Below are 12512 nucleotides of genomic sequence, written 5' to 3' on the forward strand. Positions count from 1 at the left end.
CCATCCCCGGACCACCGCCGCCCCCGCCACCGCCGGAGGAGGACGACGAGGAGAGCATGCTGGCCGAAGCCGGCAGCGACACCTCCGAGACGCCCCGCCGCGATCCGGAGGAAGTCGCGCTCGAACTACTGCAGAACGAGCTGGGCGCCCGGCGTATCGACGGCTAGGCCGTCCACCACGGCCGCAGCGGCAGACCGCCGTCGTAGCCGCCGTCCAGCTTGACCGCCAGAACCTGGTGCAGCTGAACGATGTTCGTCTCGAAGCCCAGCCGTGACCCGGCCATGTAGAGACCCCACACCTTCGCGGTCGCCAGGCCGACCTCGGCGACGGCCTCGTCCCAGTGCTCCACCAGGTTGCGGCACCAGTCGCGCAATGTCAGCGCGTAGTGGTGGCGCAGGTTCTCCTCGTGGACCACCTCCAGGCCGACGTCCTGCGCCTCGGTGATGATCCGGCCCGACCCGGTGAGCTCACCGTCGGGGAAGACGTAACGGTCGATGAAACCGCCGGCACCCGCCGCCGCCCTGTTGTCCGGACGGGTGATGCAGTGGTTGAGCAGCAGCGCACCGGGGCGCATCTTCGACTGCAGGAAACCGAAATACGCGGGGTAGTTGTGCACGCCGATGTGCTCGGTCAGCCCGATCGACGACACCGCGTCGAAACCGGACTCCCGCACGTCGCGGTAGTCGCCGTGGCGCACCTCGGCGAGGTCTTGGAGCCCGTCGCGGGCGATGGCTTCGCGCGCCCAGGACGCCTGCTCCTTCGACAGCGTGACCCCGATCGCCTTGACCCCGTGCCGCGCCGCGTAGCGCACCATTCCGCCCCAACCGCAACCGACGTCGAGCAGGCGGTCGCCGGGCCGCAGGCGCAGCTTCTCGAACACCAGGCGGTACTTGTTCTCCTGCGCCTCCTCGAGGGTCGCACCGTCGTGCGGGTAGCACGCGCAGGTGTAGGTCATCGACGGGCCGAGCACCCATTCGTAGAACGCGTTCGACACGTCGTAGTGGTGGTGGATCGCCTCGGCATCACGAGTCTTGCTGTGCCGCAAGCCTTCTGCGATACGACGCCAACGCGGCAGCGCCTCCTGCGGCGGCGGTGCGATCGGCTTGAGGTGCTCGATGCCGATGGAGCGCACGATCTGGGCGAGCACCCGCGCGGGCGGACGCTTGAAGTCCATCTTGTCGTCGAGCGCCTTGAGCAGTTCGTAGGGATCGCCGGGATGTACACCGTGCGGTATCAGGTCGCCCGACACGTAGGCCCGCGCCAACCCCAGATCCCCGGGGGCGGTGGCCAGATACGTCGTGCCGCGCGGCGTCAACAGCTCCAGGCCGATCGCGGAGTCCTCGGGCCCGGCGGCACTGCCGTCGTATGCCGTGAAACGCAGCGGAAGGTTACCCCCGGCGAGGATCTCCAGGATCTCGGCCAGCGTGAGTTTGCCTGCCGCCGTTTGCGTCGCGTGTTCCTTGAAAGTCGTCATCGCCTCTGCACCGCCTTCGCGTAAAGATCGAGCAGCCGTGTATCTGGATCGTATGCCTTCTTCACGATCTTGTACGTTTCGCCGCCGTACAGATCGTCGAATTCCTCGCGGCTGTAATAGGAATCCGAGTACAACGATTTGTGTCCGTCGAGTTCGCTGACCTTGCGCTCGATGAGTTTGTTGGTGTACCCCTCGGTGGGACCGACCGGCACCGACGACCAAAATCCCACGTTGACGTAGGTCTGCTGCGGCCGGATCGGATACAGCGGCCAACCGGCGTCGTCGCGGAGTCGCAACGGGCACAACCAGATCGGCTCGATCGGCACGTTGTCGGCGAACCAGTGCAGGAACTCCGCGACCCGTCCGATCGGCACCTCGACATCCTGGACGACGCGTTCGAGCGGGGGCCGGCCGTTGCGCTTCTCGATCCGATCGGCGATGTCGAAGCGCTGGTCGTATCCGATGAGCTTCCAGTAGAAACTGCTGCGCCGATACCGGCGCGGCCAGAACCGGCGGATCCGCGGGTTCTGGGCGCCGAACGCCCGTGAGCACCAGAACCAGTCGGTGTCCCACCGCCAGAGGTAGTCATGGATGGTGAGCCGGTCGTGTTTCTCGGCGCCGTTCTCGCCCTCGTGCTGAATCGAGCGGTAGTAGATCTGCTGACCGGTGTAGTCGCTGACCGGTCCCGGCGTCGCGGTCTGGAATCCCAGCGTCAGATAGGCCTCGTCCGCGGAGAACACCACGCCGTCGAGATAGTCGATGGGGGTGTCGCCGTAGGCGCGGGTTTCGACGATGCGGTCCATCACGGCGACGAGGTCCTCGATCGTGTTGAACCGCAGATGGCGCAGCGCCACGAATGGCCGCACGGTTTCCAGCTCGATCTTCAGCCGGACCGAATAACCGAGGGTGCCATACGAATTGGGGAAGGCCCGATACAAATCGGCGTTCTGCTCAGGGGACGCGGTGACGACATCACCGGAGCCGGTGAGGATGTCCATCTCCAACACCGACTCGTGCGGAAGGCCGTTGCGAAACGACGCCGACTCGATCCCCAACCCGGTGACCGCCCCGCCGAGCGTGATCGTCTTCAGCTGCGGTACCACCAACGGCGACAAGCCGTATGGCAGCGTCGCGGCGACCAGGTCCTCGTAGGTGCACATCCCGGCGACGTCGGCGGTGCGCGCGTCGGGATCCACCGCGATGACACCGGTCAAACCCGAGACGTCCAGCCCCTTCCCAGCGGTCTTGGCTCGCGCACGGAACAGGTTCGACGTGGGCTTGGCCAGGCGCACGGTGGCATCGGGCGGAATCGCACGGTAGCTGTTCAGGAGCCGCTGCACGCCCGCGGCCTGAAGAGCATGTGCGTCGGTTCGGGCTACAGACACGCATATACGCTAGTCCGCGGTCGCAGGCGATGCGACCGCATGGAACCTTCAACCGAGGAGCTCGTACCGATGGGACAGGTCAGCGCATCCAGCACCGTCTTGGTCGACGCTGCGCCCGAGGCGGTGCTGTCGGCCGTCGCGGATTACGCCAACGTGCGCCCGAAGATCCTGTCGCCCCACTACAGCGACTACAAGGTGCTGCAGGGCGGGCAGGGCGCGGGCACGGTGGCCAGCTGGAAGCTGCAGGCCACCAAGTCACGGGTGCGCGACGTCAAGGCGGAGGTCGATGTGGCCGGTCACACAGTCATCGAGAAGGACGCCAACTCGTCGATGATCACCAACTGGACGGTGGCGCCCGCGGGCCAGGGGTCGTCGGTGACGGTCAAGACGTCCTGGCAGGGCGCGGGCGGTATCGGCGGCTTCTTCGAGAAGACGTTCGCGCCGCTGGGTCTGCGCAAGATCCAGGCCGAGGTGCTCGAAAACCTCAAGAAGCACGTCGAGGGGTAACGCCCGTCAGGGCTACGTCGAGCCCAGGAACCCCGCGATACCGCGCACGACGGCGTCGGCGTACTTCTGCCTGCCTTCTGGCGTCTTCATCAGCGCCGAGTCGACAGGACTCTTCATGTTGCCCAGCTCGACCAGGATCGACGGGTACTGCGCGAGGTTCAGGCCCGCGATGTCCGAACGGGGATTCAGCCCGCCGGAACCGATGTAGGTCGACGGCACGAACCCGGACGCCTGCAACTGGTCGCGCATGATCGCCGCGAACCGTGGAGACGGCCCCGCCTGCGCGTCGTTGAGCGGCGGGGACGAGTACAGGACGTGGAATCCGCGACCGGTCGGCGGGCCGCCGTCGGCGTGGATGCTCACGATCGCGTTGGGCTTGATCGAGTTCGCCAGCGCGGCGCGCTCGTCGACGCAGGGCCCCAGGCCGGTGTCGTCACCGCGCGACATGGCGGTGCGCACGCCCAGCGCGTGCAGGGCCTGCCGGATCCGCAGCGTCGTCTCCCAGGCGAAGGTGTGCTCGGGGTAGCCGTCCTCCGTGGAGGTGCCGCTGGCCTGGCAGTCCTTGGTGCCGCCGCGGCCGGTGGGCACCTGCCTGCTGATCGAGCCGTCGTTGGAGCCGTTGTGTCCGGGGTCGAGGAAGACGATCTTGCCCGCGATGTTGGCGGGAGCGGCATCCGCTTCGAACGCAGGGCTGACGAGCGTCGAAGCGGCGACGAGTAGTCCGGCGGCCACCGCGGCACAGCCGCGTAATGCTCCAGTGGCGCCGACACGCAGGCGGGCAGGCACGGCCGTCACCGTAACCGCAACCACGACTAGGCTGAAAGCCCAAACGGCCGCGAGCCGACGACAGAGACCAAGTCGAGACCGGACCGCAACGAAGACGCAAGGGGACCACTCATGCAACCGCAAGGCCAACCCGATATGTCCGCGCTGCTCGCGCAGGCCCAGCAGGTCCAGCAGCAGCTGATGGAGGCGCAGGAGGCGCTGGCCAACGCCGAGGTGCACGGTCAGGCCGGCGGCGGCCTGGTGCAGGTCACGATGAAGGGCAGCGGTGAGGTGGTGGCCGTGTCGATCGACCCGAAGGTCGTCGACCCCGAGGACGTCGAGACGCTGCAGGATCTCGTCGTCGGCGCCATCTCCGACGCCTCCAAGCAGGTCACCATCCTGGCGCACGACCGGCTCGGGCCGCTCGCGGGCGGCATGGGCAACCTCGGTATCCCGGGAATGTAATTGTTCGAGGGACCCGTTCAGGATCTGATCGACGAGCTCGGCAAGCTGCCCGGCATCGGCCCCAAGAGCGCGCAGCGGATCGCCTTCCACCTGCTGTCGGTGGAGCCGCCAGACATCGACCGGCTGACCGCCGTGCTCAACAAGGTGCGCGACGGGGTGAAGTTCTGCGCGGTGTGCGGCAACGTCTCCGACGACGACCGGTGTCGCATCTGCAGCGATCCGCGACGGGACGCCTCACTGGTCTGCGTGGTCGAGGAGCCCAAGGACGTGCAGGCCGTCGAACGCACCAGGGAGTTCCGCGGGCGCTACCACGTGCTGGGCGGCGCGCTGGATCCGCTGTCCGGCGTCGGGCCCGAACAATTGCGAATCCGCGAGCTGCTCAACCGAATCGGTGAGCGGGTGGACGGGGTGGACGTCACCGAGGTGATCATCGCGACCGACCCCAACACCGAGGGCGAGGCGACGGCGACCTATCTGGTGCGCATGTTGCGCGACATTCCGGGATTGACCGTCACCCGAATCGCGTCCGGCCTGCCGATGGGCGGTGACCTGGAGTTCGCCGATGAGCTGACGCTCGGCCGCGCGTTGGCGGGCCGGCGCGCCATGGCCTAGCCGAGGAAGGAAGTTCATGCCGGACGAGGAGTTCAAGGTCGAGGTGGAACTCGGCAGCGCCGAGCACCATCTCTCGTTCTGGGAGAAGCTGCGCACCCTCGACCTCGATGACGGCGCACGCAAACGGCTCGGATCGCGGGTCACGGTCACCCGCGACGGCGACCGCATCCAGCTGTACACCGCCACGCTGGCCGACGCGCAGGAAGCCGAGCGCACGGTGCGCGCGCTGGTGGCCGACGACCGCGTCGACGCGCGGTTCGCGGTGAGCCGCTGGGACGGCGACAGCCAGGAGTGGGTGGACCCGGTCAGCGGGCAGGAGGTGCCCGACGATGCGCCGGAAGTGGCCGCCCCCGATCCGGGCTACGTGATCCTCGAGGCGTACAAACCGGAGTTCCTGCGCGACCTCGGCCTGTAGCCGGCGCGACTTGTCGGTGCCCGCGGGCAGGATGCGGGCATGGTTCGGGTAATTCTCGGCGGGGAGGCCGTCGCGGCGGGGTGGATCACCCGCCATGCACTGAGAACGTCGTACCGCAAGGTGTTTCGCGGTGTCTATGCCGCCAACGATGGTGAGCTCACGCTGCGCGGCCGCGCGATCGCGGCGTGGCTCGCGACCCGCCGCAAGGGGGTGATCGCCGGGCAGACGGCGGCGGCGCTGCACGGGGCGTCGTGGGTCGACGTCACGCAGCCCATCGAGGTGGCCGGCGCATCGTGCGGCCCGCAGGAGGGGTTGGTTCTGCGCACGGAGAGCATCGCCGACGACGAAATCACCAGTCTTGCAGGGCTTCCGGTCACCACGCGGGTGCGCACCGCGTACGACGTCGGGCGTCACCTCGACCGCGGCGATGCGCTGGCACGGCTGGACGCGCTGATGTGGGACCGGCCGTTCTCGGTCGAGGACGTGGCCGACCTGGCCCGCCGGTATCCCCGCGCGCCGGGCAGCAGGCAGCTACGCGAACTGCTGACGCTGGTCGACGGCGGGGCGGCGACGCCGAGCCAGAGCCGCGTGCGGCTGGCGCTGATCGACGCGGGTTGTCCGCGCCCGCAGACTCAGCTCCCGGTCCTGGTCGGATCGCAGCCGGTCGCATATCTCGACATCGGCTGGCCGGAATACCGCGTCGCGGTGGTCTGCGGAGCGGAAGACGTTGCGCAGCAGCGGATGTTGGAGAGTCTCGGGTGGATCGTGGTGTGGGTCGGCGAGGGGGAGCGGCTCCAGGCGTGGTTGGCACGGGTCGAGGCGGCGCTGGCGTGCCGGGGTTACTTCGTGGAGACGACGGCCGCGGCCTGATCCGGTCAGGCGCGGCGCGGTGCGGCCAGGCGTTCGCGTCGAAGCTGTTCCACCTCTTCGATTTCCAGCGGCGCCAACTCGCCGACGACGCTGCTGAGCAGGTGGTCGGCCAGCTCCGGGTTGCGGGCCAGGCACGGCCCGTGCAGGTAGGTGGCGACGACGCTGCCCTGCACCGCACCGTCGAAGCCGTCGCCGGCACGGTTGCCCGCACCGCTGACGACCTTCGCCAGGGGCCGCGCGTCGGCGCCCAGAACCGTTCCACCGCGGTGGTTTTCGAAGCCGGTCAGGCGCTTGGAGAGGCCGGTCAGCAGCGGCTGCGACACCACCTCGCCGATCGTGCGCTTGTCCTGTGGTGAGGTCGTGACGTCGAGGAGGCCGACGCCGTCGACGCGCTCGCCCGACGACGTCTCGTACCAGTGGCCGAGCACTTGGATGGCCGCGCAGATCGCGAGCACCGGCGCGCCACGGGCCGCGGCCTGTTGCAATCCCGGATAGCGCAACAGGTGTTTGGTGGCCAGGCGCTGTGCGTAGTCCTCGGCCCCGCCGAGCGTGTACAAGTCGAGTTCCGCGGGCACCGGGTCGTTCAGCGTGATCTCGACGATCTCGGCGTCGAATCCCCGCAGCCGCAGCCGCTGTCGCAACACGACGGCGTTGCCGCCGTCACCGTAGGTTCCCATCACATCGGGCAGGACCAACCCGACGCGCACCGTCGACTCAGGCACCGCGACGCTCCAAGACCCGGTTCAACTGCAGGAACGCGGTGTAGTTGGCGATCACCTCGACGTGCCCGGGCGGGCACGACGCGATCGCCGCGAGGGTGTCGTGCACCAGCGTGTGCTCCACACCCGCATAACCCAACCGCACCGCGAGGTCGGTGCCGCGTTCGCCGGCCGCCACGACGAGCGTGTCCTCGAAGTGCTCGAACCGCACATCCCACAACCACGACAGGTCTTCACCGTCTGGCACCTGGCCGTTGACCGAGATCACCACGCCCGCACCGTGTTTGTCGACCATCGACAACGCTTCCTGCCAGCCTGCCGGGTTCTTCGCCAACAGCACCCGCGCGGTGTGTTCGCCGAGGCGCACGGTGCGGTAGCGTCCGGCGACCTCGTCGACGCGCGACACCGCGGCGACCGCGGCCGCCGGGTCGGCGCCCATCGCGACCGCCGCGGCCACGGCCTGCGTGGCGTTGCCGCGGTTGACGGCGCCGGGCAGTGACAGCGTCATCGGCAGCGAGAAGCCGTCGGGGCCATAGATGTTCGTGTCGTCAAACCACCAGTGTGGGGTGGGACGTTTGAAGTCGGTTCCGGTGGAACGCCAGTCGTGACTCTTGCCGCCGTCACGCAGAATGATCTCGCCGGACCGCGGACAGCTGACCGAGTCGTTGGCCCAGCTTCCGCCCGCGGCCACCCACACCACGTTGGTGCTGTCGTATGCCGCCGAGGTCATCAACACGTCGTCACAGTTGGCGATGACGACCGCCGACGGATGGCGGGCCAGGCCCGCGCGCAGCGTGCGCTCGATGTGGTTGATCTCGCCGACGCGGTCCAGCTGATCGCGCGACAGGTTCAGCAGCACGATCACCCGCGGGTCGACCGCGTCGGACACGTGCGGGACATGCATCTCGTCGACCTCGAGCGCGGCCAGCGGCGCCGCCCGGGCACCGGCCAGCGCGGCGACCAGCCCGGCGTCCATGTTGGCGCCGGTGTCGTTGGTGGCGACGTCGCCGATCGTGCGCAGCGCGGCGGCGATCATCCGGGTGGTCGTCGACTTGCCGTTGGTTCCGGTGACCACGACGGTGCGGCGGCCCGCGCCGAGCTGGCCCAGCAGCGACTTATCCAGCGCCAGCGCGACCAGCCCGCCGATCATCGCGCCGGCACCGCGCCCGGTGACCCGCGACGCCCAGCGGGCGCTTGCACCGGCCGCGAGGGCGAGCCGTCCACGTGTCGTGACCATCCCCGGCAGTTTAGGTAGCCGACACGCTGACGTGCGATTCGGCGAGGTCCCGTCTTTGTCACACCACCGTGCGATCCTGACGAAGTGGGCCAGACGGACGCCGGATATCACCGGCCTGGCGGCTCTGAAGCCGAAGATCGGCCGGACTGGGGCCGACCGGCAGAGCACGCCGGACCGGGCTGGGCGGTCGTCGATGTGGAAACCTCGGGCTTCCGGCCGGGCCAGGCCCGCATCGTCAGCATCGCCGCGCTCGCCCTGGGCGACGACGGCAACGTCGAGGAAAGCCTGTACACCCTGCTCAACCCGGGTGTCGACCCCGGCCCGACCCACGTGCACGGACTGACGGCGGAGATGCTTCAGGGCCAGCCCACGTTCGCCGACATCGTCGACCACCTCGTCGAACTGCTCGCCGGGCGCACCCTCGTCGCCCACAACGTCGGCTTCGACTACGCGTTCCTGGCCGCCGAGGTCGAGCTGGTCAACCGCGAGCTGCCCACCGACACCGTGATGTGCACGGTCGAGCTCACGCGCAGGCTCGACCTGGGCACCGAGAACCTGCGGTTGGAGACGCTGGCCGCGCACTGGGGGATCAGCCAGATCCGCCCGCACGACGCCCTCGACGACGCCATGGTGCTCGCCCAGATCCTCAAACCGGTGCTGGTGCGGGCCCGTGAACGCAAGGTGTGGCTGCCGGTACATCCGGTGTCGCGGCGGCGCTGGCCCAACGGCGTCGTCACCCACGACGAGCTGCGCCCGCTGAAGGCCGTCGCGTCGCGGCTGCCGTGCCCGTACCTGAATCCCGGGCGATTCGTGTCCGGGCGGCCACTGGTGCAGGGCATGCGCATCGCGCTGTCGGCGGAGGTGAACCGCACCCACGAAGAGCTGATCGAACGGATCCTGCACGCCGGGCTGGCCTACACCGACACCGTCGACCTCGAGACCTCGCTGGCCATCTGCAACGACGCCGAGCCGGCGCAGGGCAAGGGCTACCAGGCCAAGGAGCTTGGTGTCCCGCTGGTTCCCGACGCCGAGTTCATGAGCGCACTCGCGAACGTCGTCGGCGGCACCGGCATCGAGGAGTTCACCGACAGCACCCCTGCCGGCGACCAATTCGCACTGTTCTGAATGGCAGATCATCGCATCGTCCTGGTGGACGTGGCCACCGCGTCGGCCCTCGCGCAGGTGCTGCCGGTGCTGCTGCTGACGCTCACCGTCGAGCTGAGAAGGACGCAACTGCACCGGACCCAGCCCCGGCTGCTGCTGGGCGCGCTGTTCCTGGTGTTCGGGGTCGTCGAGACGGTTCTCGTGCTGTCGATCGACGGCTCGTTGATCCCGTTTCAGTGGTTCGACCTGGTGTCCGCGCTGGTGATCCTGGGTCTGCTCGCCATCATCTTCTGGATGTCGCTGGTCGACTCGCCCAGCCGCGACTGACCCGGCAGGTCAGCCGTTAGGCGTGTCGGTGTTGTGCAGGTACCACAGGCCGTCGTCCCCGGCAGCGCAGTACCAGTAGCGATACCGGGCCTCGTCCGCCGCGTTGTCCAGGGCCATGTCCGGTCCGTCCCGCATGCAGCTGGCCTCGGTCGGCCAGCTCCACAACACGCCGTTCGGATCCGAGAGCACGATGTCGTCGGCATGAGCGACAGCGGCGCCGCTCAATGCGCCGAACACCAACGCCGCGGCTGTAATCAGTTTCTTCACCGGCAACTCTCTGTCTTTAGCTCTTCCCCACTCGAACCCCTCGAGCCATAAGTGAGATTACGGGTCGACGACCAAGATCACCGTCGTTCCGTCGATTCCGAACTCGGGCAAGCGGTTCGCGAGACCCCAGGCGGCCGCGGTGAAGCCGGGACGCTCGATACGAGGCCACCGGCTTCACCACGGCGCCGGGAGGAAGGACGATCTTCAGCAGACCGCTGCGCGGGGGTGTGCTCAGCAATCTCACCCTCGGGCCCTGCGGGCCGCACAGGATGGCGCCGGTCTTGTGAACCGGTGCTGACTGCCTTCCTCAGATCGGGGTCAGCGCGATGCGCGGTTGACCGCCGAGACCACCGCCCGCAGTGACGCGGTGGTGATCGACGGCGCGATGCCGACGCCCCATACGGTGTTGCCACCGACCGAGGCCTCGACGTACGCCGCGGCCTGCGCCTCTTCACCGGCCGAGAGCGCGTGCTCGGAGTAGTCGAGCACCGATACGTCGAACCCGATGGCGCCCAACGCATCGACGAACGCCGCCAGCGGGCCGTTGCCCGCGCCGACGATCTCGCGCTCGACGCCGTCGACCTTCACCACCGCCTCGATGGTGTCGGTGCCGCCGTCCACCTCGGAGGCCGTCACCTTCTGGCGGATGCGTTCGAGCGGGCGGATCGGCGCCAGGTACTCCTCGGCGAAGACGTCCCACATCTCCTTCGGGGACACCTCGCCGCCCTCGCCGTCGGTGATCTTCTGGATCGCCTGGCTGAACTCGATCTGCAGCCGACGCGGAAGTGCCAGACCGTGATCCGCCTTCATGATGTAGGCGACGCCGCCCTTACCGGACTGCGAGTTGACCCGGATGACGGCCTCGTAGGTGCGGCCGACGTCCTTCGGGTCGATCGGCAGATACGGGACCTGCCACAGGATGTCGTCGACGTCCTTGTCCGCGGCGTCCGCATCGACCTTCATCTGGTCCAGGCCCTTGTTGATGGCGTCCTGGTGGCTGCCCGAGAACGCGGTGTAGACCAGATCGCCGCCGTACGGGTGGCGTTCGTGCACCGGCAGTTGGTTGCAGTACTCGACGGTGCGGCGGATCTCGTCGATGTTGGAGAAGTCGATCTGCGGGTCGACGCCGCGGGAGAACATGTTCAGCCCCAGCGTCACCAGGCAGACGTTCCCGGTCCGCTCACCGTTGCCGAACAGACAGCCCTCGATCCGGTCGGCGCCGGCTTGATAGCCCAATTCGGCTGCGGCAACGGCGGTTCCGCGATCGTTGTGCGGATGAAGGCTCAAGATGATGCTGTCGCGCGGGGTCAGGTGGCGATGCATCCACTCGATCGAGTCGGCGTACACGTTGGGGGTGGCCATCTCGACCGTCGCGGGCAGGTTCACGATCAGCGGCGCATCGGGCGTCGGCTCGATGATCTCGGCGACGGCGTTGCACACGTCGACCGCGTACTCCAGTTCGGTGCCCGTGTAGGACTCCGGCGAGTACTCGAAGCGCCATAGGGTGCCCGGGTACTTCTTGGCCTCCTCGACGCACATCCGGGCGCCGTCGGTGGCGATCGCCTTGACCGCGTCACGGTCCGCGCGAAACACCACGCGCCGCTGCAGGATCGAGGTCGAGTTATAGAAGTGCACGATCGCGCGGGGTGCGCCCGCGCACGCCTCGAATGTCCGCTCGATCAGCTCAGGCCTGCACTGCGTCAGCACCTGGATCGTGACGTCCTCGGGGATCGCGCCCTCGGTAATGATCTCGCGGACGAAGTCGTAGTCGGTCTGGCTGGCCGACGGGAAGCCGACCTCGATCTCCTTGTAGCCCATGCGCACCAACAGGTCGAACATGCGGCGCTTGCGTTGTGGGCTCATCGGGTCGATCAGGGCCTGGTTGCCGTCGCGCAGGTCGACCGCGCACCACATCGGCGCGGAGTCGATGACCTTGTCCGGCCAGGTGCGGTCGGACAGCCTGACGTCCTCGACCTCATCGGCGAATTTGCGGTAGCGGTTGACCGGCATTACCGAGCCGCGCTGGGTGTTCCACGCCGGCTGGGCGGGATGTGGCGGGCCGGACGGTTGGGTGATCTGCCGGACGGACGAGAACGCGTCAGGTGAATCGGGTGAAGGTTTCGAAAACGTGGTCACGGTGTGGCTCCGGGAGTTGGAAGGGGACTCGACCGGCGCATCGCGAACACCCGCGACGGGAAGCCGGTCTGATCAGACCCCGTCGCGGCTGCCGAGAAGGAGCACCCGCTGCACGTTGGCCACTGTACTCCCGGCCTGGCGCGTCACAAAATGCAGCCGCGAGGGGTCAGACCTGTGAGTCGGGGAACGCGATCACCGACAGGAACCGGATCGGCAGCTCGATCAGGTC

The 12512-nt window shown here is 68.2% G+C and carries 15 protein-coding genes; 8 read left to right on the top strand and 7 right to left on the bottom strand.

The features are described from left to right. On the top strand, positions 1–167 hold a 167-nt coding region (locus A5752_RS28250), incomplete at its 5' end, for a hypothetical protein (protein ID WP_197500508.1). Here A5752_RS28250 and A5752_RS00710 read toward each other — a convergent pair. Next, complete coding sequence (locus A5752_RS00710) at positions 164–1474, bottom strand: class I SAM-dependent methyltransferase (protein WP_067080528.1); 1311 nt, start codon at positions 1472–1474, stop codon at positions 164–166. The two genes, A5752_RS28250 and A5752_RS00710, sit on opposite strands and share 4 nt — an antisense overlap. Further along, positions 1471–2859: an FAD-binding oxidoreductase gene (locus A5752_RS00715; protein ID WP_067080531.1), complete on the bottom strand. Its 1389-nt coding sequence runs from the start codon at positions 2857–2859 to the stop codon at positions 1471–1473. Before A5752_RS00715 ends, A5752_RS00710 begins: the two co-directional genes overlap by 4 nt. Positions 2860–2928: 69 nt before the next feature. Between A5752_RS00715 and A5752_RS00720 the strand changes: the two genes are divergently transcribed. After that, positions 2929–3366: an SRPBCC family protein gene (locus A5752_RS00720; RefSeq protein ID WP_067080562.1), complete on the top strand. Its 438-nt coding sequence runs from the start codon at positions 2929–2931 to the stop codon at positions 3364–3366. A 12-nt stretch (positions 3367–3378) separates the two neighbouring features. On the opposite strand, the gene A5752_RS00725 is transcribed toward A5752_RS00720, so the two are convergent. Next, entirely contained in the window at positions 3379–4152 is a 774-nt protein-coding gene (locus A5752_RS00725) for an Rv3717 family N-acetylmuramoyl-L-alanine amidase (RefSeq protein ID WP_067080564.1), read from the bottom strand. A 111-nt stretch (positions 4153–4263) separates the two neighbouring features. Here A5752_RS00725 and A5752_RS00730 point away from each other — a divergent pair, with 111 nt between their 5' ends. Genes A5752_RS00730 through A5752_RS00745 form a run of 4 tightly spaced genes read left to right on the top strand, consistent with a single transcriptional unit; the run spans position 4264 to position 6493 of the window. Beyond that, positions 4264–4596: a YbaB/EbfC family nucleoid-associated protein gene (locus A5752_RS00730; RefSeq protein WP_067080540.1), complete on the top strand. Its 333-nt coding sequence runs from the start codon at positions 4264–4266 to the stop codon at positions 4594–4596. Next, on the top strand, positions 4597–5208 hold the full coding sequence (gene recR, locus A5752_RS00735; protein WP_059101787.1) for a recombination mediator RecR: 612 nt from the start codon (positions 4597–4599) through the stop codon (positions 5206–5208). It abuts the gene before it with no gap. Between the two features lie 16 nt (positions 5209–5224). Then, positions 5225–5623, top strand: a complete 399-nt coding sequence (locus A5752_RS00740; RefSeq protein ID WP_067080543.1) for a hypothetical protein — start codon at positions 5225–5227, stop codon at positions 5621–5623. Between the two features lie 39 nt (positions 5624–5662). Next, a complete protein-coding gene (locus tag A5752_RS00745) occupies positions 5663–6493 on the top strand; it encodes a type IV toxin-antitoxin system AbiEi family antitoxin (protein WP_067080545.1) in 831 nt (276 codons plus the stop codon). Between the two features lie 5 nt (positions 6494–6498). Here the strand turns inward: A5752_RS00745 and A5752_RS00750 are convergent, their stop codons facing one another. Together A5752_RS00750 and A5752_RS00755 are read right to left on the bottom strand one after the other, a co-directional pair. Next, positions 6499–7215 carry a type 1 glutamine amidotransferase gene (locus A5752_RS00750; RefSeq protein WP_067080548.1) on the bottom strand — a complete coding sequence of 239 codons (717 nt, stop codon included), beginning with the start codon at positions 7213–7215 and terminating at the stop codon, positions 6499–6501. Continuing rightward, entirely contained in the window at positions 7208–8449 is a 1242-nt protein-coding gene (locus A5752_RS00755; protein WP_067080550.1) for a Mur ligase family protein, read from the bottom strand. Before A5752_RS00755 ends, A5752_RS00750 begins: the two co-directional genes overlap by 8 nt. A gap of 84 nt (positions 8450–8533) precedes the next feature. On the opposite strand from A5752_RS00755, the gene A5752_RS00760 reads away from it, so the two are divergent. Both A5752_RS00760 and A5752_RS00765 read left to right on the top strand, forming a co-directional pair. After that, positions 8534–9574, top strand: coding sequence for a DEDDh family exonuclease (locus tag A5752_RS00760; RefSeq protein WP_082963680.1), 1041 nt, complete (start codon positions 8534–8536; stop codon positions 9572–9574). After that, a complete protein-coding gene (locus A5752_RS00765) occupies positions 9575–9880 on the top strand; it encodes a hypothetical protein (protein WP_067080552.1) in 306 nt (101 codons plus the stop codon). Between the two features lie 9 nt (positions 9881–9889). Here A5752_RS00765 and A5752_RS00770 read toward each other — a convergent pair whose 3' ends face one another. Both A5752_RS00770 and leuA read right to left on the bottom strand, forming a co-directional pair. Further along, positions 9890–10147: a hypothetical protein gene (locus tag A5752_RS00770; RefSeq protein WP_067080556.1), complete on the bottom strand. Its 258-nt coding sequence runs from the start codon at positions 10145–10147 to the stop codon at positions 9890–9892. A gap of 318 nt (positions 10148–10465) precedes the next feature. Next, positions 10466–12283, bottom strand: coding sequence for a 2-isopropylmalate synthase (leuA, locus tag A5752_RS00775; protein ID WP_067080559.1), 1818 nt, complete (start codon positions 12281–12283; stop codon positions 10466–10468). Positions 12284–12512: the final 229 nt, after the last annotated feature.

Source organism: Mycobacterium sp. 852002-51961_SCH5331710, assembly GCF_001665535.1.
Taxonomy (GTDB): Bacteria; Actinomycetota; Actinomycetes; order Mycobacteriales; family Mycobacteriaceae; genus Mycobacterium.